This window comes from Sneathiella chinensis (genome assembly GCF_012720115.1).
In the GTDB taxonomy this organism is placed as follows: Bacteria; Pseudomonadota; Alphaproteobacteria; order Sneathiellales; family Sneathiellaceae; genus Sneathiella; species Sneathiella chinensis.
This window is the reverse complement of record NZ_VNWN01000002.1, coordinates 1247126-1266635: the sequence shown is the minus strand read 5'-3', so window position 1 is coordinate 1266635 and position 19510 is coordinate 1247126. Positions and strand designations below refer to the sequence as shown.

Genomic DNA, 19510 nt, shown 5'->3' with positions numbered 1-19510 from the left:
AACCCCGGCTCGCCCCACCAATGGGCTTTTGCGCTAATAGGGGCGGCCGGCCCGGTTCTTGTAGCGGGGCAACACCCAGCCAAAGGCGATGGCCCCGCCCCGAAGGGCAAAGCCTGCGGCAATACTGATCAGGGCGATATAGACTTTGGGATACCCGAGCGCCGCCAACGACACATAAAGGCCGCCGCCCAGCAGGGCCGCCGTCACGTAGATTTCCTGACGGAGAGGCAGCGGCACCTCGCCTGCGACCAGATCGCGGGCAAGACCGCCAAATGTTGCGGTGATAATACCAAGGGTCACCGCCTGCAACGGCCCGGCCCCGCTTTTCAGGGCGATTTCGGCCCCCATCACGCTGAAGGCCACCAGACCGATCGCATCCCCCCACAAAAGCCAGATAAACCGTTTCTGGATCCGGTGGGCGAAAACGAAGACCAGAACAGCAACCGTCAGACACACAACCAAATATAGCGGGTCGGTCATCCAAAAAACGGGCCGATCCAGAATGACATCCCGAAGGGTCCCGCCGCCAATACCGGTAAAGGTGGCCATCAGGCCAAAACCGATGATATCCATTTCCTTCCGGCTGGCGACCAGACTGCCCGTCGCCGCAAAAACCGCCACCCCCAGCAAATCAAGAAATCCTATCAGACTATCCAGCATCTTTTCCCTCAATCAGGACAAACACCCAAAGATTCCGGCCCCTATCGACCCGCCGTTCAGATAAAGATGTATCATTTTCAGCCTGTTTTCAGGAAGTAAAAGAAGGCGCGGTTATTTTTATTGTGAAACAACTTACTTCCATAGCTGGTATCCGCTATAGTGATTTTCGTTAAAAGGTTTTTCGGTTTTCAGTCTGCTCAAGGATTGAAATGAAAAGGGAACACTGGTGCGGCGTAACAATTCTACGCCAATGCCAGGGCCGCCTCGCGACTGTAAACGGATAGCGACTGTTCATTAGCCACTGGTTTCATACTGGGAAGGGGAACAGAAGCCGTAACCCGTAAGCCAGGAGACCTGCCGGAAAGCTCCATGTCCAACAAGCTGCCGAAGGAGCAGCGTAGGAGTATGAAATGAACACAATCGCAAGCAGCAGCAGTCAGGTATCGACAAGCGTCAATCCGCGCGTTCTGGCCCTGACAATGTTTATCCTGGGTGCCGGTATTGTCTTCCTGACAGGCTTTGCCCATTCAACGACGCTGCATAACGCCGCCCACGACTCCCGCCATTCCATGTCCTTTCCCTGCCACTAACAGGGGGTTCACATGATTGTACGTTTTTTATGGGTCGGAATTATGGCCGGGATCCTTGCTGGCCTGCCGGCAGCAGCGATCCAGCATTTTACAACCACACCACTGATCATCGCCGCCGAGAATTACGAAGGCGATGCCCCCGCTGAAAGCCATGCGGGCCTGCATTTGAACGGCATGTCCGTCCAGACAGAGCTTGGCAAGGGTATCCTTCTTGCCCATGCGGGCGGGGACCACAGCCACGATAGCGTCTGGGCACCGGAAAACGGGTGGGAGCGAACCTTCTTCACCTCGGTCTCGACGGTCGTGACCACCATTGGATATGCCCTGATGCTGTTGGCGGTCATGTTCCTTGCAAAAAGCAGGATCACACCACGCACCGGATTGATCTGGGGTATTGCCGGTTTCACTGTCGCTGGCCTCGCGCCCGCCCTTGGCCTCAGCCCGGAACTGCCCGGCTCTGCTGCGGCGGACCTGATGGCCCGCCAGCTCTGGTGGGGAATGACGGCGGTTGCGACCGGTGCCGGGCTCTGGTTGATTTTCCAGACTTCAAAGGGCTGGTCCATTGTGGCCGGGATTGTCCTGCTGGCACTGCCCCACCTGATTGGCGCCCCTCACCCGGATGAGCTTAGCAGCGGCGTTCCCTCTGAGATCGCAGCGCATTTTGCGGCCAGTGCACTGGTTGTTCATGCCATCACCTGGGCCCTCGTCGGAGCGTCCGTTGGTCTTCTCTGGCAGCGAAACACGCCGTCGGACGCATGACGTCTGCGTCTGACACGCCAGAGACAACCGTCACCGACACTCTCCCTTCGGTGACGGTTTTCGTCTGTACAAGCTGCGGGAAAACAAGCAACGATCCGAACGGCCCGGCTTCTCGCGGGGAAATCCTGCTGGATCGCCTGACCAAAGCGGCAAAGCCCCATGCCCATATCAAGACGCAGGCCGTCGACTGTTTCGCGGTCTGCACCCGCGAGGTCACCATTGCCTTTTCCGCCCCCGGGAAATGGAGTTATGTCATCGGGGATACGGACCCGGCGCGGGATATTGACGATATCCTGACAGCGGCTACCGCCGTGGCGAACGCCCCGCACGGGGTTCCAAAACTGAAGGAACGCCCGGCCTTCTTCAGAACCGGTGTGATCTCTCGTATCCCACCACGGGATTGACGGACCAACCCATTATTGCAGGGCCTGACCGCCCTGCAATTTTTCAACGGCCCCCACATCGATGCCCGCCCCCTGCGGACGCCTGTTCCCATAAAAATCCGTCTTGGCCGCAATTCCGCCAAGCCCCGCATCAATAGCCTCGCTGCCCTCGGGCAACCGGAAATCAAGCCTGCCCGGATCAATGAAAACCTGCCGCGGGCTTCTGAAGATCAGGTTATTCTTCTGCACAACGCCCCATTTGCTGCTGTTCAGGGCCGACGCAATATTGTTGGCCACCACATTCCCGGACAGGGCCTGCCTTTGATGCTGTTCCGCAATCCTGATCCAGGCCGGGCCGGGCTTCTGGTTATTGGGGTCCAGCACCGTGTTATTCACGATCCGCACATTCCGCGCCCCCATAACCGTGATGCCGTGCCAGTTGTCTGCAAGAACGATATTATTTTCAATCACCCAGTTCTGGTACACCCCGCCAAACAGGCCAATGCCCTGCATCTTGCAGCGAAAGGGTTGATTGGGGTCCTCGTAATTCAGGAACAGGTTTCCCCGTAAAATCACGTTCTTGATAACGCCGGTGCCGATTTTTCCCGTTGGCCCCACCGACCAGGACTGGAACCCGTCTGCATGATTGCCGTTCACCTGATAGCAGTTCTTGACCGTATTCCCCTCGAACAGGGAATCGTCGCCCAGTCCCCGCAATCCATCCCCTGAAAAATTGACCACGGAATTGCCGATCACCTGCGTGCGGCTGGAATGCATGGAAATCCCGAAACTGACATTACGGATCGAATTGTTCAGGATGACAAAATCGTGGCCGCGTCCGAAAATCCCGTATCCGGCCTTCGCGTTCCAGTCCTGTCCGGTCCAGCCTGTGCTGTCCGGCACCGAAAAAATCTCGAACCCTTCGATGGTGATATTGTGGGCATTCTGGTCTATCTCGACGATTTTTCTGTTGGAATGGGGTGTGGCAAAGGACGGGCTGACCGTCAGCCCTTTCAGATGCAGATTCGAACTGCGATGAACCCGAACGTTCGAGAAACGGGCCGTTGCCCCCGCTTCCGGCTGGATTAAAACCGGCTGCGGCAAATTCAGGCCCCGGATATAGAGGGCCCCGTAAAAGCCGCTACCCAGAAGGACCGTATCGCCCCCCTGCAACGCATCGCCTGACACCAGCGCCGAAAGGTCCGGCCACGGCTTGGCGCTGCTGCCATCAGGCTTTGCGCTTGTGGCCCCGGCAGGATTGACATGGTGAATTTTTGCAAGCGCGGGTTCCGCCCCGATCCCTGATAAAAGGATTGCGCCCAACAGGGCAATGAATTGGCAAAAGACCTGTCGCATACCGCCCCCCTCTCCTTGTGGTGTCCGGCTGTTAGTCTTCCTGCCTTAAAGAGATAGGGGAACAGATTGCAATTTCCCCCCAAAATTGAGGTTTTTCCCGATCAGGCGTGCCGATCCCGGTTGGCGCGGACCACGTCAACAATCTCGCACGGCTCCTTCAACCGGCGGATTTCCTGAAACAGCTCCGTCGCCTGTTCATAGGTGCGCCCCAACAGCTTGATCCATTGCTTCAAGCGGCCAGCCTGACGGTTGGGGTTGTCCATGCTCACCAGAAGGCGGTCATAGGTTTCCAGAAGGTCGAGGATTTCCCCCCACGACAGCAGTGCCAGCGGATCGTCTGCCCGCAGCATCGCAGCAATTTCAAGGGCCAATCCGGGCCGGGCAATAATCCCCCGCCCCACCATGAAATGGTCGCACCCGCTGATGTCTCGGCAGGCGCGATAATCGTCAACGGTCCAGATTTCCCCATTTGCCACAACCGGGATTTTCAGGGCCTCCCGGATGGGAGCCAGAAATTCCCAATGGGCAGGCGCCCGGTACCCTTCCAGCTTGGTCCGGGCATGAACGGTTAGCTTTTCCGCGCCCCCCGCCTCAATGGCAAGGGCATTATCCAGATACAGGCTCTTGTCGGAAAAGCCGAGCCGCATCTTGGCACTTACCGGAATATGGGATGGGACAGCCCGCCGTACCTCGGCCACGATGGCGTGCAGGCGATCCGGCCACTGCAACAGGGTCGCGCCTGCATCGCGCCGGTTCACCGTCTTGGCCGGGCAGCCGAAATTGATATCAATTCCCGGCGCCCCAAGGGTTGCCACAAAGGCCGCATTATCCGCAATGACCAAGGGGTCACCGCCCATCAGTTGCACATGAACCGGGATGCCCGCCGGGGTGCAGGCGTTCTGCTCCAGCTCGGGGCAATAGCCCAGGAACTTGGACGCGGGATAAACATGATTGCTGACCCGGACAAATTCGGAAACACACAGGTCAATCCCCCCTATTCGGGTCAGGATATCCCGCATATAGGCGTCCACAACGCCTTCCATGGGTGCAAGGGTCAAAGTCATGCCTGTCTATACTGCCAAGGCGGCCCTTCTTCAACTGACATCTGGCCTCACACTCCCCTGTTTCGGATCTTAAACCTGCGGATGAACAACTTTACACTGATTTTAAACAAATTCTTAACCCGCCCTGTTCTAGCCTGTCCGCAAATTGGGTATTAGCCTTGGGAGCCGTGGGAGCGGTGTGGTGAAATGATTAGCAAGATAAAAAAGAAAATCAGGCCTGCAGGCAAGGGCGTCAAGAAAGAACAGCAATATACCAGATTCGGCATCGGATACCGGATCATTGGTGCCTTCTCCATCGCCACCGCCCTGACCATCTTCATCAGCACCGTTGGCTGGGTCAGCCTTGATACCTTGAGCGAAACCCAGACCGAACTGACCGAGGAACAGGTTCCCGTCATTTCCCTCGCGCTGAAGCTGGCCAATGATACCGCCAAGATTGCCGCCGTTGGCCCGCAGCTTGGCTCTGCCCGCACCGACGAGGAACGCATTGCCAGTGTGGAAACCCTGAACAAGGATATGGCAACCGCAGAAGCCCGGTTGAAAGACCTCTATGGCTATATGGAAAGCAATGCCGATCTTCAGAATATCGAGGTGGAATTGCAGGCCATTACCCCGCTGATCCAGGAACTCGACAAACTGGTGGCGGAACGTCATGAACTGGCCAAGCTGCGCAAGGAAAAGATGAGCCGCCTTGAAGTGCTTCGGATGGATTTGAAAGACAAGACAGGCCCGCTTCTGATCCCGCTCCGGATCAAGATGTTCGACAATGCGGATGCCTATGACGAACTGATCGACACCGCCATCGAGACGGCCATGACGGGGATCAAACCGGAATACGACACCAGCCCCCTGTCACAGTCTGCGCGGGACGTATTGCGGTTTCAGGAAAATATCTTCGCCTTCCAGAGCAACGGCTACCAGATGCTGAGCCTGCTGGCGGAAGGGGCGCTCGCCGACAGCATTCAGGACGTAAACGACCTAGAATCAGAATTCCTGTCCTCCCTGACCAGCATGGCAACTCCCCTGTCCGAGATCGAGGGGTCCGTCAACGCCAAGGTCAAGGAGAACCTGCAAGGCATGTTCGATGAGCTGCTTCAGATCGGCGCCCGCGGCAACAAGGAAGAATTGATCTTCTCTCTTCGCAAGGCCGAACTTGAAACCAGTGCCATGATTGAAAACATTCTTCTGCAAGGGCTGGCCCTGTCAGAAGAACTGGCCACAAGCACAAACGCCTTTGTTGCCGACATTGAACAGACCGTCCAAAGCACGGCACAGGCAAACCATGACAAGGCCGAACAGACCAAACTTGGCCTTCTGATTGCGGCCATTGCCGCCGTGGTCATCGCGGTTGCCATTGGCTGGCTCTATATCGCCCGCAACGTAATCCGGCGTTTGATGATGATGGTGGGGTCTGCCCAGAAACTGTCTGAAGGCGATCTTCAATCCAGCATCTACCGCGAAGGCAATGACGAAATCAGCCGTCTTGGCCATGCGCTTGTCCGCTTCCGGGATACCGCCCGCGAGGCCGAAAACGCCCGGACCGAGGCCGAGCGTCAACGCCAGCAGCGCGAGGAGGAAAAAGAGCGCCAGACCAGGGAACGGCTGGAAGCAGAACAGGCCGCACAGGAAGAAAAGGAACGCCTTGCCGCCGAAGCGGAAGAAACCCGCCGCGCCGAAATGCGCAAGCTGGCCGATGAATTTGAAGGAAGCGTCAAGCATCTGGTGGACAGCTTCGCTGCTGCAACCGCAGAAATGACGCAAATTTCCGGCTCCATGTCCGAAACCGCGCAGGAAACCACCGCCCTCACCGGTACGGTTGCCTCCGCCTCTGACCTGTCCAGCAACAGCATCAATTCTGTTGCGGCGGCGGCGGAACAACTGGCTGCCTCCATCAACGAGATCAGCCGTCAGGCCGGACAGGCCGCCAGCATTGCGGGCGACGCCGTCCGCGAGGCAGAGCGGTCAAACCAGATGATCACAAGCCTTGATGCCGCGGCCTCGAAGATCGGGGACGTTGTAGACCTGATCAATGACATCGCCGGTCAGACCAACCTGTTGGCCCTGAACGCCACCATCGAGGCCGCCCGCGCTGGCGAGGCCGGGAAAGGCTTTGCCGTGGTGGCCAGCGAGGTGAAGAACCTGGCGACACAGACCGCCCGGGCAACCGAGGAAATTTCGGAGCAGATCAAGTCCGTTCAGGAGGAGACCGGCCACGCCGTGACCGCCATCGGCGGTATTGGCAGCACGATCACGAAAATCAACGAGATCGCCACCACCATTTCCGCAGCGGTGGAGGAACAGGGCGCCGCCACCGGCGAGATCAACCGGAACGTCCAACAGGCCGCAAACGGTGCCAACGAGGTTTCACAGAACATCAATGTGGTGAACGACAAGGCCAACGCCACCGGCCAGTCTGCCGCTGGTGTTCAGGATGTCGCCTCCAAACTGGCCCGCGAAGTCTCGGAACTGGATACCGAAGTGGAACGCTTCCTCACACAGGTCCGAAACGGCTAACCCGTCTCGCATCCCCATCCCAAAGGAAGGCTTCGGCCTTCCTTTTTTTTTATTGTCTTCTATTGGCTGCTTTTCTGATGCCGGGCGGGATCGAAGGGGAACAGGTTTTCGCGGAACTGGGCCGCGCTGATTTCCCATGAAAACCGCAACGCATGGTCCCGGCACAGGTTTCGGTCCACTTTCAGTGCGGCCAGCGCGGCTTCCTGCAGGTTCTCGCGAAGCACCCCCGCCGGACTGTCGCCGATCACATCCAGCGGCCCGGTAACGGGATAGGCCGCGACAGGTACGCCGCTCGCCAGCGCCTCCAGAAGGACAAGGCCAAAGGTGTCCGTCTTGCTGGGAAAGACAAAAACATCTGCATCCGCATAAAGGGTCGCCAATTCCTCGCCGCCCTTCACGCCTGCGAACACCACATCGGGATATTTCGTGGTTAAGGCCTGACGCGCCGGACCGTCGCCAACCACGATCTTACGACCGGGCAGGTCCAGTGACAAAAAGGCCTCGATATTCTTTTCCACCGACACCCGCCCCACATACAGGAACACCGGCCCCTCCCCCCGCGTTGAGGGTACGCTTCGCCGGTCGGGACGGAACAGGTCCGTATCGATCCCCCGTGTCCAGCGAACCATGTTGCCAAAGCCGCGCCGGGACAGCTCCTGCTCCAGACTTTGTGTTGCCACCATCAGGGCGGAAGATGGCCTGTGAAACCATTTCAAGGCCGCGTATCCCCACCGCAACGGAACCCTGATCCGGGCATTCACATATTCCGCGAAGCGGGTGTGAAAGGCGGTTGTGAAGGGAATGTTCTTCTGCAGGCAATAACGGCGGGCCGCCAACCCCAGCGGGCCTTCGGTCGCGATATGAAGGGCCGCTGGCCGTGCCTCCTCAATCAGGCGTTTCATCTTGCGCCCCGCAAACAGGGCCAGCCGAATTTCCGGATAGGTGGGACAGGGGATGGATGAAAAACAGTCCGGGGTGATCATGATCACCTCGTCCCCTGCAGCAATCAGCTTTTCCCGGAGGGTCGAAAGCGTTCGAACAACGCCGTTGACTTGCGGGTGCCAGGCGTCCGAGACGACGATGACGCGCATGATGTCACTTCCTTTCCGGTATTTTTCAGGGCTCTTTTTTCCATCCAGTAGAGGATTTCAAGGCGCCCGTCCTGATGCTCCACAAGGGCGGAGCAACTTTCGACCCAATCCCCGTCATTGCAATAGGTCACGCCGTCGATATCGCGGATTTCCGCGTGATGGATATGCCCGCATATGACGCCATCCACCCCCCGCTGCCGTGCCACATCGGCAAGGGCGGCCTCGAAATCGGCGATAAACTGGACCGCGTTCTTGACCTTCAGCTTCAGATAGGCGGACAGCGACCAGTAAGGGTATCCCAGCCGCTCGCGAATGCCGTTCAGGACATCGTTCAGTTTCAGGCACAACCCGTAGGCCCAGTCCCCAAGATAGGCCAGCCACTTGGCGTACCGGACCACCACATCAAACTCGTCCCCATGCAGGACAAGAAACTGCCGCCCGTCCGCCGTTTCATGGATGGTTTCGTGCACGACCTTGATGGCTCCGAACTCATGATCCACATAGGGGCGGGCAAATTCATCGTGGTTGCCGGGAATGAAAACAACATTGGTGCCCTGCCGCGCCTTGCGCAGCAGTTTCTGGACAACATCGTTATGTTCCTGCGGCCAGTACCAGCCCTGTTTCAGGCTCCACCCGTCGATGATATCCCCGACCAGATACAGGTTGTCGCTTTTGGTATGACGAAGAAATTCCAGAAGATAGGATGCCTTGCATCCCGGCGTTCCCAGATGGATATCCGATATCCAGATGGACCGGTAGTGTTCCTTGACCACCGGCGCATTCATAATAAATCACTCTGGCACTGCAAAACCGACACCTCCCAAGAACCTGAAACACAGGAAAGGATCTCATGCCCTTTCAGGGTTTCTAGGGTTCGTGACCGTCAGTTTCATGACCGGAATGTTATGGTTTTGTTGCTGCTCCGCCTGTCAGGGAAGACGCCATCGCCGCCGGTTGCGGTTCTGCGCCGAACGCCACCTCCTCCACCGCACTGAGAGCGCGGCGCTTGCGAAGCCAGACCACCCCCAGAAGATCATAAATCCCCACAAGAGCCCGTTGCAGATTGCCATATTTGGAGGTCCCGGCCTGCCGCTCCCGATGGGATACGTCCAGCACCGCGACCCTGTATCCCTCGCGGATCATCATTACCGGCATGAACCGGTGCAAATGATCAAAATATGCCAGCTCCAGATAGGCCGAGCGATAAAACGCCTTGAGGCCGCAGCCACTATCCTTCACACCGTCTTGCAGCAGGCCCTGCCGGATTTTGTTGGCAAGACGGGAACCGACCTTCTTCCACAGGGTATCCTGCCGCTTGGCCCGCTGCCCCTGCACAAGACCAACCCCCGCGTCCGCCTCGATCAGGTGACGGGCCAAGCGGGGAATTTCAGAAGGCGGGTTCTGACCATCCCCATCCAGCGTTACAATCACGCCGCCGCTGGCATGTTTCACCCCGGTGCGGATTGCCGCCGATTGTCCGCACCGCTTCAGGTGATGCAGGCACCGCAAGGTGGGAAACTCTTTTGCCAAATCCCGCAGCACCTCAACCGTGCGGTCCGTGGACCCGTCATCCACGAAGATCATCTCGAAATCCCATCCATCCATTGCCGCACCGATTTCACGAACCAGAGTTCCCACATTTTCCGCTTCGTTCAAAACCGGAACGACCACAGACACCCTGTTTTCGTTCCCCACATCAACTCCCATCAACTTTTCTCCCGCGGGACCCGCCAGATGGCATAGGGCCGCTTCCTGTAGACAAATTTCCTGTCATAGGGGAAATTCGGCGTGGGCTTGTCGAGGCGTCCAACGATGACCCCTCCCGGATTATTTTTTATCCACACCGCCACATCATCGCCGATCAGCACATCGACCGGTCTGGTCAGCCGTCCGGCAAATGTGAATTCCCCATGATACTTCCCGGCAATATACAAAATGGCTGGCGGGTCCCCCTTGGCCAGTTCCCCGGCAATCTCGTTCGCGTCATACATCCGGCTGAGCGGCGAGGCCGCCACCAGATAGACGATCCCAAGCAAGGCAGGCGCCATTGATGCCAGCACAATCAACTGGCTGCGCCGACACAACCAGACCACGACAATATAGAGGGTCGTTCCCGCAATCGCCGCCAGCATGGCGGGGCGGGACAGAGCCCCCTCCAGCCCATCCAGTGGTATCACACCAACCATGGCAAGGATCAACGCTGCCCACACCAGAATAAACGGTGCGATACCGGCAACCGTCTGCATTCGGCCATCGGCCTTGCTGTCAAACAGGCGCGCCAACAGAAACGCCAGCGCGGGCATTTCCGGCATCAGGTAATGGATCTGCTTGCCACTGATCAGGCTGAAAATCAGGAAACTGCCGCCAATCCAAAGAAGACTGACCTGCGCCCCCGGCTCGCGCAAAACCGGCCCCAAAGTCCCCTTTCGCCAACTGGACAGGCGCCACCCCCACGGCCACAGAAAAACCGGCACCAGCGCCAGATAGAACCAGAACGGACGACCATGGGAAAACGAGTTGGTAATCCGGCCCGCCGACTGTTTCCAGAGGACCGCTTCCTGATATACCGGCCCCCCGGCGATCAAGGCAGGCACCAGCCACAATGACACAATGGCAATGCCGCCAACCACACCGCCAAGAACCGCCGCATACCACAGCGCTTTTCCGCGCCCCCAACGGGAGGTCGGCAGGAACGGCAGGAACAGGGCAACCGGCAAGACATGGACAAGAACCACCGGCCCTTTCGACATACCGCCAAAGGCCAGACCAAAGGCAAACACCAACAGCCACTTCAACGATCCGGTTTGATCCAGTCGCACAATCCCCAGAATGGCGATCAGAACCCCCACCGTCAGAAGGGCATCAAACATTGTCAGGGACGCCAGCAGCAAAAAGCCCATGCTGGTGGCAAAAATCAGGGCGGATGTTCCGGCCTGCTGTTCCGCATCCGGCCACAGAACGCGGCAAAGCCGACGGGTCAGGAAAAGGGCGACCACCCCTGCGGCAGGCCCGACAAGGCGGGCGGCAAACTCACTGACGCCGGTCACCCACCAGACCAGATTGATCAGCCAGAACAGCAACGGTGGCTTATGGGTGTAAATTTCGCCGTTTTTGGTGGGGATCAGGTAATCACCACTGACCCACATTTCCCACGCAACCGACAGGTATCGGGTTTCGTCCACCGGCAAAAGAGGCCGTATCCACAGCCCGACCAGCGACAGGATAATGAAAAGCCCCGCGCTGAAGATCGTCAGATCAAGGCTCTTCCTCCCAGGAAAGCTCCCCTCTGACGATACACTCCCGCTCATGCGTCCACCTGTTCGCCGCCGTTCAGGCGACGCCGGTTGCGGATCAGGATCAGGTTTCGGGTATAGACAAACAGCCCCGCCCCCTGCCCGACGATGAAAACAGGGTCTTCGCGCCAGATGGCATAGGCAAGAAGCGACGCCCCACCCGCAAGACTGAACCACCAGAAAAGGACCGGCACATAGCTTTCCTTGCGCCGCTCACTGGCAATCCATTGCAGAATGAACCGGCTGGAAAACAGGGCCTGCCCCAAAAAGCCGACACCAAGCCATAGTTGAGAAACAGTCATATATCTTGCTCTGCCTTGATAGAGAAAAGCTCTCTGCCCTTTGCAACAAAGGAAGCATCGCAGGTACATCGGGACAGAGGCGCGTTTGCTTATATCGCCACAAAGTTTCTACACAGAACACTTTTAGCAAGCAAGATTTTTAAAGTATCCCCTTATTTTCTTTGATCTTCTAAACATTGACCTCATGTGCCTTGACCTGTTCATAGGCGGTCAGCGCCCGCTGGCGCGACGCCTTGAGATCAACTATCGGATGGGGGTAATTTTTGCCAAGCGAAACCCCCGCCTGCCGCAAGACCGCTTCCGGCGCCTCCCATGGTTTGGACAGCCATTTGTCCGGCAAGCTGGAAAGCTCAGGGACATATTGGCGGATATAGTCCCCATCGGGATCAAAGCGTTCGCCCTGCGTGGCCGGATTGAAAATCCGGAAATAGGGCGCCGCATCCGCCCCCGATCCGGCCACCCACTGCCACGCTGCCGCGTTATTGGCCAGATCCGCATCCACAAGGGTATCCCAGAACCACGCCTGTCCTTGCCGCCAGTCAATCAACAGGTTCTTAACGAGGAAAGAGGCCACGACCATGCGAACCCGGTTGTGCATATGGCCGGTCTGCCATAACTGGCGCATCCCCGCATCCACCAGCGGGATACCGGTTTCACCCTTCTGCCATTGCCGAAGCAGGGATGTATCCTCCTGCCACGGGAACACGTCATATTTCCGGTTCAGGTTTACGGTGGGCAAATCCGGATGAAAATAAAGCTGGGAATAGGAAAATTCCCGCCACGCCAGTTCCCGGCGAAAATGTTCCGCATCTTTTTCGCAGCCCATGAAATCCCCGGCCCGGCCCGAAAAACACCACGCCTGATTGGGGGACATTTCCCCGAAATGCAAATAGGGCGACAAGCCGGACGTGGCGGGGCGGGCCGGAAAGTCACGTCCTTCCGAATAGTCGGACAGACCCACTTCAAAAAACCGGTCCAGCGCCTGATCCGCCCCTTTTTCACCCGGCGTCCAATGCTGCATCATCTCTTCCCCCCACGGAAGGGTTGGCAGCAATTCAAGGGCACCCACCTCAAGGGACGAAGACGGCATGGGCGCAAAGTCGCTGATATCGGGCGCGGGCTGCGGCTCTCTTGGGGGCGGGGCCGCCAGACAGCCCTTCTTGTAGAAGGGCGTAAACACCCGATACGGCCCACCATCGCCCTTGCGGATGGTCCACGGCTCCCACAACAGAGAGCCGTTTCCGCTCAGGACATCCAACCCCATGTCCTGAAAACGGGATTTGATACGCTCGTCCCTCTCTCGCCGCCATGGCTCATAACAGCGGGTCCAGGTCAGGGTTTCCGCCCCGGTTTCCGCCACAAGATCGGTCAGTATATGCTCGGCACTGCCCTTGAAAACAGCTAGATGACCGCCAAGGCTTTCCTTCAGCGCCGCAAGGGAATGATGCAACCAGACCCGGCTGGCACCGCCCATTTTCCAGTCCCCGGCGGCCTCATCATCCAGAATATAGACAGGCAGCACCGCCCCCTGCTTCACCGCATGGGACAAAGCCGGATTGTCAGAAAGACGCAGATCCTGCCGAAACCAATGAATTGAAACCTTACCCAAGACCCTGAACCCTTTTGAATATGTGATACCGCACCCGTTATACCCTTCAGCCACAGGGATGGATCAGCGGCTCAAACAAAAAGGGGCGGAATTTCCTCTATCCGCCCCTTCTATCCTGTTTTTGCCTACACTCAGCGGGGCTGGGCGTTGGGGGTAAACAGCGTTTCACCGGCAATTTCAGACCCGCCAATCAACTGTTGGGCCCGTTCTCCGGCCAGCCATTCTTCCAGTTTGGCAGCCTGTTCTTTTTTCACATGCGGGTGCCGGGTAGGGCTGACCTGAATATAGGCATACTGGTTAAACAGAACCGGATCGCCTGCGAACAGCAGGGCCAGTTCCCCCTTGTTCCCGAAGTTCAGCCAGCTTGCCCGATCCGCAAACACGTAGGCATTCAGGGCACTTGCCATATTCAGGGTCGCCCCCATGCCAGAACCGCTGGCCCGGTACCAGCCGGTATCCAACCCGGCATCATCCAGACCGGCCGCATTCCACAAGCTGCGTTCCTTGCGGTGGGTGCCGCTGTCATCACCGCGACTGGCAAAGGCCGTCTTGGCGGCGGCAATTTTCTGGAAGGCGGCAGCAGCGCTTTTTGCACCGCCAACCCCGGCCGGATCAGCGGACGGGCCAATCACGACGAAATCATTATACATGATCTCCCGCCGGTGGGTCCCGAAGCCTTTCTCGACGAACTCTTCCTCGGCCTTGCGGGAATGGACCAGAATGGCATCCACATCCCCGGCCCGGCCCAGACGCAAGGCCTGACCGGTTCCAACCACAAGAAGATGAACATCCAGCCCCAGGTCTTTCTTGATTTCCGGCAGCAACACATCCGCAAGGCCGGAATTGTGGAACGACGTGGTTACGGCCATGCGCATGTCGTCTGCCGCGGCGACCACCGGCAGAAACAGGCTGATAACAACCGCAAAAATCGCTGAAAACTTGGTCATAACAGAATATCCCCTCTTAAAAAGGATCGGGCTTCCGGGGTTGCCGGATGATCAAAAAAGGCGTCGCATTCCGCATGTTCCAGAATGGCGCCATGATGGATGAACAGGATGTTATCCGCCAATCGTCGGGCCTGCCCCAAATCATGGGTTGCAAGAAAAACACGGGTCCCGTCACGCACAACCGCCTGGATCAAGGCCTCGATATCTCGCGTCGAGGCCCCATCCAGATTGGTGGACGGTTCATCCAGAAACAGGACATCCGGTGCCGTTATCAAGGCCCGGGCAAGCGCCAGTTTCTGCCGCTCGCCGCCTGAAATGACCCCGGCATCCTTGTGCGCCACATGGGCAAGCCCGACCCGGTCAATCCATTCATCCGCCTGTTGCCGGCCCTGCCGTTTCCCGGCCCCCCGAACGATCAGGGGATAAGCGATATTGTCCTGTACGGTCCGCCGCATCACAATCGGTGTCTGGAAGACAAAAGACTGACGGGCGTAGGTTTGCTCCGGCGGGAGCGCCCAGACAACCTTACCCTCCCGAGGGCGAACCAACCCATGCAGCAACCGGAGAAAAGTCGTCTTTCCGGCACCATTCGGCCCCATCAGGACCGTACAGCCGGTCTGTTCAAATCGGATATTCAGCGGCCCCAGAACCCGTGTCTGCTTGCGATAGACACTGACATCATCAAGGACAACCGGAAACAGGGCCTCAGCCTCTACCATGTCCCCTCCTTCTCGGTGCGGGACAGACTGTGAATGGCGAGATTGATCAGGACCGCAAGAGCAATCAGAACCAGACCAAGCCCAAGGGCCAGCGCGAAATCGCCCTTGCCAACCTCAAGGGCGATGGCGGTGGTCAGCACACGAGTGACATGGTCGATATTGCCGCCCACGATCATGATCGCACCAACCTCGCCGATGGCCCGCCCGAAACCGGTCAGCACAGCCGTCAACAAGGCCCGGCGCCCATCCCACAGAAGGGTCCGGATGCGTTGCCATTTGGTGGTATTCATGGAAATCAGAAGGTCATGGTACAGAAACCATAACTCGCGGGTCGCCTGATGACAGAGCGAGGCCACAATCGGGGTCACGATCACGATCTGGGCGATCACCATGGCGGTCGGGGTAAACAGTAAATCCAGCACCCCGAACGGCCCGGCGCGGGATAACAAGACATACAGGACCAGCCCCACCACCACCGGCGGCAATCCCATCAGCGCGTTTAGAACCGCCACCGTTACCCGCCGCAAGCGAAACCGCGTCAATGTGAGCCACGCCCCAAGCGGCAAACCGATAAAGGCCGCGATCACAACCGCAGTCACAGTCACCTGCAAGGACCGGAGTGTTATCTCCACCAGATCAGGGTCCAGCGTCACAACCAGCTCGATTGCCGCCCACAGACCGGCCAGCAAACTATCCATTTTTCAACGCCATCACATAACGGGACATGATCCCGGCCCCCTTTCAGAACAAGAGCGAGTGATAGGCGATGTTTTTCCCCCGGTCAACGAAATGCCTCTTTTCCCGAACCGTTCACTTGCCAACAACTTTCCTTTACTTGCCATTTAAAAGTTTTGTCTTCCTATCAATTAACAAAATAACTCAGCGATAACTTTTGATATCGATAAATATGACAAGATAAAACACGATGAAATAGACAAAATTTTCCTAAAACAAACCTCATCAATAATCTTTATCATTACTTGGATTAAAAAAAATATTTAATTTACCCATTACACTCTCATGCGCCCTATGTTATGCACTGTCCCCGTAGGTCGCCTAAAGGCAAATTCTGTCGTAAAAAGAACAGCCCGGATCTACCGAACTCGATCAGGGCCGACACTGGCCATTTTGATTGAAAAACCAACATTTGCGATGCGCCAAAGCGCGCACGCCAAGACACTTGCCCAGTTTTGGGAGGAGTACCATGAGTGAAACCACCAGCGGTCAGGATACCCCTGTCCCGCATGAGATCGACACAGACTATGAGATAGGGCAGGACAACATCACGCCTTTCGGTCTGGACATCCACAACCCCGTTTTCCTGATATCGGGAATATCCATCGTTGCCTTTGTAATGATCACCCTGATGTTTCAGGCGGAAGCAACCGAGTTTTTCGGCTGGCTGCGCCCTTATGTAACATCCAAATTTGACTGGTTCTTCCTGAGTGCCGCCAATATCTTTGTTGTTTTCTGCCTTCTTTTGATGATTTCCCCGCTTGGAAAGATCAGACTGGGCGGACCGGACGCACGACCTGACTATGGTTATTTCGGATGGTTCGCCATGCTGTTTGCCGCTGGTATGGGCATCGGCCTGATGTTTTTTGGCGTTTCGGAACCCATGTCGCATTTTGCATCATCAATGGGCGGAATTTCTGTTGAAAATGGCGTACGGACGGACTGGGCCCCGCTGACCGGGGCGGCCGGCGATGTACAGGAAGCGGTCAATCTTGGCATGGCGGCAACCCTGTTCCACTGGGCTCTGCACCCGTGGGCCATCTATGCCGTTGTTGCCCTGTCACTGGCCTTCTTCACCTACAATAACGGATTGCCCCTCACCTTGCGGTCGGCTTTTTATCCGCTGCTGGGCGAAAGGGTCTGGGGTTGGCCCGGCCACACCATTGATATCCTTGCTGTTTTCGCCACCCTGTTCGGCCTCGCCACATCCCTTGGCTTTGGCACGGAACAGGCTCTCGCCGGCCTGAACTTCCTGTTCGGCTGGGGAACTGGAAATGGTGCCAAGGTTATCCTGATCGGCTTCATTACGCTGCTGGCCCTGTTCTCCGTTATTCGCGGACTGGACGGGGGCGTCAAGCTACTGTCTGAAATCAACATCGGCCTGGCGGTTGCGCTGCTGCTGTTCATCCTTGTGATGGGACCGACATCCACCATTTTCGAAACCGCACTTGGCGGCGGCCTGACCTATCTTCAGGAAATTATCCCCCTGTCCAACCCGTTCGGACGTGAAGACACCAACTTCACGCAGGGATGGACCGCGTTCTACTGGGCGTGGTGGATTTCCTGGTCACCGTTTGTCGGCATGTTCATCGCCCGCGTTTCCCGGGGCCGTACGGTTCGCGAATTTATTTTCTGCGTTCTGTTTATCCCGACCTTTGTCACCATCATCTGGATGGGTGCCTTCGGCGGAACCGCCATCACCGAGGTTCTGGCCGATGCCGCCGCACCGGTAAAGGACGCCGCCCTTGAACTGAAACTGTTTGTCATGCTGGAACATCTTCCGCTGACAACCATTACTTCCGTTCTCGGGATTTTCCTTGTGCTTGTGTTCTTCGTGACATCGTCCGATTCCGGTTCTCTTGTCATTGACACGATTACCGCTGGCGGCAAGGTCGATGCTCCTGTATCCCAGCGGGTTTTCTGGTGTACCTTTGAAGGTGTTGTTGCCGCCACATTGCTGCTTGTCGGCGGGGCCGGTGCCCTTACCGCCCTGCAGGCCATGGCCGTCTCAACCGGCTTCCCGTTCACATTCGTCCTGCTGTTGATGTGTGTCAGCCTGTTCATGGGTCTGAGACAGGTTTCCAAACTGACGAAGTAAACCGACAACGAAACTCTCCTGCCGGGATGCCCGTTCTTTCGGGCATCCCCTCCTTCTCGTTGCAATAATCCTGTTCTTTTCGCCCCTCCCCGGTCTATGCTGCCATAAAACAAGCGGCGACAAACAATGACCACCCGAACAGGCACCATGACATTTTTCCGGCGGGAATGGCGTTTCCTGACCTTTGGGCTGCTTCTTACCTTCTGGGGAAGCCCGGGCCAGACATTCGTGATTTCCCTGTTTGGTGGCCATATCCGGACAGATTTCAACCTGTCCCACGGCGAGTTTGGAAGCCTTTACACCCTCGCCACGCTGGCCAGTGCCGTTTTCCTGTGGGGCACGGGTCCCCTTGTCGATCGCCTTCCCCTTCGCCACATGAGCCTTGCAGCCGTCCTCGCGATGGTGACAGCCACAGCAGCGGTCAGTCTTGTCACGGGCCCGATTTCCCTCCTTATCGCCATATTCGCGGTGCGTTTCATGGGACAGGGGTTGATGAGCCATATCAGCATGACCGCCATGGCTCGCCGCTATGAGGCGGAACGGGGCCGTGCCCTTGCCGTGGCCAGCATCGGATTTTCCCTTGGTGAGACCCTGTTCCCGCCGCTTGTTGTGCTTGGCCTTTCCCTGACAGACTGGCGGAACCTCTGGCCTGTCATGGCAGTGCTGGCGGCGCTGTCCCTTCTGCCCTTTCTGTCCCGTCTCGTTCGGCAGACGGAAAATCTGGACGGTCCGGGAGCCTCGCTATCGATCAATACGGCCCGCGAAATCCGGCACTGGACCCGCACCGAAATGCTGCGCGATCCTCGCTTTTACCTGATTGCGCTTGTTCCCGTTGCTCAAGCCGGACTGATCACCGGGCTGTTCTTTCATCAGGTGCATATTGTCAGCCTGAAAGGATGGGCGCTTGACTGGTGGAGCCTGAGCTTCTCGGCATTTGCCGGCTTTGCATTTATGGGGGCCTTAACATCCGGTTTTCTGGTGGACAGGTTCCGGGCCCGGCGGGTGGTTCCCTTTATCCTGCTGCCCATGACCGTTGCCTTCATCCTGCTGGCATTTTTTGACAATGCCCTGTTCGCCCCCCTGATCATGGCGATCCTTGGCTTTGGGGCAGGCCTGATGGGGCCCGGACTATCGGCCTTGTGGCCGGAACTTTATGGCACCCGGCATCTGGGGGCCATCCGCTCGGTCGCCACTGTTGTCATGGTGTTCGGCTCTGCCCTTGGGCCCGTTTTCATGGGCGTTGCCCTTGATGCTGGAACGGCCCTGCAGGCCATTGCCCTGACAGCATCCTGTCTCGCCCTGCTCTCGGCGGGGCTCGCCACCCTCGCCCTGTTTCGCCCATAAAAAAAGGGGAAGACACCGCTTCCCCTTTCTTCATAACAATTGGCCC

The 19510-nt window shown here is 57.5% G+C and carries 18 protein-coding genes and 1 riboswitch; of the genes, 6 read left to right on the top strand and 12 right to left on the bottom strand.

Annotated features, from left to right (window positions below; all coding sequences use genetic code 11):
• Nucleotides 1–33: 33 nt before the first annotated feature.
• Nucleotides 34–660, bottom strand: coding sequence for a trimeric intracellular cation channel family protein (locus tag FQB27_RS05965; RefSeq protein WP_169559917.1), 627 nt, complete (start codon nt 658–660; stop codon nt 34–36).
• A 165-nt stretch (nt 661–825) separates the two neighbouring features.
• A riboswitch (cobalamin riboswitch) is annotated at nt 826–1036 on the top strand.
• Between the two features lie 34 nt (nt 1037–1070).
• Between FQB27_RS05965 and FQB27_RS05960 the strand changes: the two genes are divergently transcribed.
• Genes FQB27_RS05960 through FQB27_RS05950 form a run of 3 tightly spaced genes read left to right on the top strand, consistent with a single transcriptional unit; the run spans nt 1071 to nt 2413 of the window.
• Complete coding sequence (locus FQB27_RS05960; protein ID WP_169559916.1) at nt 1071–1250, top strand: CbtB domain-containing protein; 180 nt, start codon at nt 1071–1073, stop codon at nt 1248–1250.
• 12 nt (nt 1251–1262) lie between these two features.
• Nucleotides 1263–2009, top strand: coding sequence for a CbtA family protein (locus FQB27_RS05955; RefSeq protein WP_169559915.1), 747 nt, complete (start codon nt 1263–1265; stop codon nt 2007–2009).
• Complete coding sequence (locus FQB27_RS05950) at nt 2006–2413, top strand: DUF1636 family protein (protein ID WP_169559914.1); 408 nt, start codon at nt 2006–2008, stop codon at nt 2411–2413. Before FQB27_RS05955 ends, FQB27_RS05950 begins: the two co-directional genes overlap by 4 nt.
• Before the next feature lie 12 nt (nt 2414–2425).
• Here FQB27_RS05950 and FQB27_RS05945 read toward each other — a convergent pair whose 3' ends face one another.
• Both FQB27_RS05945 and FQB27_RS05940 read right to left on the bottom strand, forming a co-directional pair.
• Complete coding sequence (locus FQB27_RS05945) at nt 2426–3748, bottom strand: choice-of-anchor Q domain-containing protein (protein WP_169559913.1); 1323 nt, start codon at nt 3746–3748, stop codon at nt 2426–2428.
• A 101-nt stretch (nt 3749–3849) separates the two neighbouring features.
• Nucleotides 3850–4812 (bottom strand): tRNA dihydrouridine synthase, encoded by a 963-nt coding sequence (locus tag FQB27_RS05940; protein WP_169559912.1) that lies wholly within the window; start codon nt 4810–4812, stop codon nt 3850–3852.
• 186 nt (nt 4813–4998) lie between these two features.
• Between FQB27_RS05940 and FQB27_RS05935 the strand changes: the two genes are divergently transcribed.
• Nucleotides 4999–7326 carry a methyl-accepting chemotaxis protein gene (locus tag FQB27_RS05935; RefSeq protein WP_169559911.1) on the top strand — a complete coding sequence of 776 codons (2328 nt, stop codon included), beginning with the start codon at nt 4999–5001 and terminating at the stop codon, nt 7324–7326.
• A gap of 59 nt (nt 7327–7385) precedes the next feature.
• Here FQB27_RS05935 and FQB27_RS05930 read toward each other — a convergent pair whose 3' ends face one another.
• From FQB27_RS05930 to FQB27_RS05890, 9 genes are all read right to left on the bottom strand, one after another.
• Nucleotides 7386–8417, bottom strand: a complete 1032-nt coding sequence (locus FQB27_RS05930; protein WP_169559910.1) for a glycosyltransferase family 4 protein — start codon at nt 8415–8417, stop codon at nt 7386–7388.
• A complete protein-coding gene (locus FQB27_RS05925) occupies nt 8333–9202 on the bottom strand; it encodes a UDP-2,3-diacylglucosamine diphosphatase (protein ID WP_169559909.1) in 870 nt (289 codons plus the stop codon). The genes FQB27_RS05930 and FQB27_RS05925 overlap by 85 nt, the downstream gene beginning before the upstream one ends.
• Before the next feature lie 118 nt (nt 9203–9320).
• Entirely contained in the window at nt 9321–10124 is an 804-nt protein-coding gene (locus FQB27_RS05920; RefSeq protein WP_169559908.1) for a glycosyltransferase family 2 protein, read from the bottom strand.
• On the bottom strand, nt 10124–11725 hold the full coding sequence (locus tag FQB27_RS05915) for an ArnT family glycosyltransferase (RefSeq protein WP_169559907.1): 1602 nt from the start codon (nt 11723–11725) through the stop codon (nt 10124–10126). The genes FQB27_RS05920 and FQB27_RS05915 overlap by 1 nt, the downstream gene beginning before the upstream one ends.
• Nucleotides 11722–12012 (bottom strand): lipid-A-disaccharide synthase N-terminal domain-containing protein, encoded by a 291-nt coding sequence (locus tag FQB27_RS05910; protein ID WP_169559906.1) that lies wholly within the window; start codon nt 12010–12012, stop codon nt 11722–11724. Before FQB27_RS05910 ends, FQB27_RS05915 begins: the two co-directional genes overlap by 4 nt.
• A gap of 169 nt (nt 12013–12181) precedes the next feature.
• Complete coding sequence (locus FQB27_RS05905; protein ID WP_169559905.1) at nt 12182–13621, bottom strand: cryptochrome/photolyase family protein; 1440 nt, start codon at nt 13619–13621, stop codon at nt 12182–12184.
• Between the two features lie 131 nt (nt 13622–13752).
• Entirely contained in the window at nt 13753–14568 is an 816-nt protein-coding gene (locus tag FQB27_RS05900; RefSeq protein ID WP_169559904.1) for an ABC transporter substrate-binding protein, read from the bottom strand.
• Nucleotides 14565–15287 carry an ATP-binding cassette domain-containing protein gene (locus FQB27_RS05895; protein WP_169559903.1) on the bottom strand — a complete coding sequence of 241 codons (723 nt, stop codon included), beginning with the start codon at nt 15285–15287 and terminating at the stop codon, nt 14565–14567. The genes FQB27_RS05900 and FQB27_RS05895 overlap by 4 nt, the downstream gene beginning before the upstream one ends.
• Nucleotides 15281–15985 carry an ABC transporter permease gene (locus FQB27_RS05890; protein WP_169559902.1) on the bottom strand — a complete coding sequence of 235 codons (705 nt, stop codon included), beginning with the start codon at nt 15983–15985 and terminating at the stop codon, nt 15281–15283. The genes FQB27_RS05895 and FQB27_RS05890 overlap by 7 nt, the downstream gene beginning before the upstream one ends.
• Before the next feature lie 506 nt (nt 15986–16491).
• On the opposite strand from FQB27_RS05890, the gene FQB27_RS05885 reads away from it, so the two are divergent.
• Both FQB27_RS05885 and FQB27_RS05880 read left to right on the top strand, forming a co-directional pair.
• A complete protein-coding gene (locus FQB27_RS05885) occupies nt 16492–18120 on the top strand; it encodes a BCCT family transporter (RefSeq protein WP_169559901.1) in 1629 nt (542 codons plus the stop codon).
• Between the two features lie 126 nt (nt 18121–18246).
• Entirely contained in the window at nt 18247–19464 is a 1218-nt protein-coding gene (locus FQB27_RS05880) for an MFS transporter (protein ID WP_169559900.1), read from the top strand.
• Nucleotides 19465–19510: the final 46 nt, after the last annotated feature.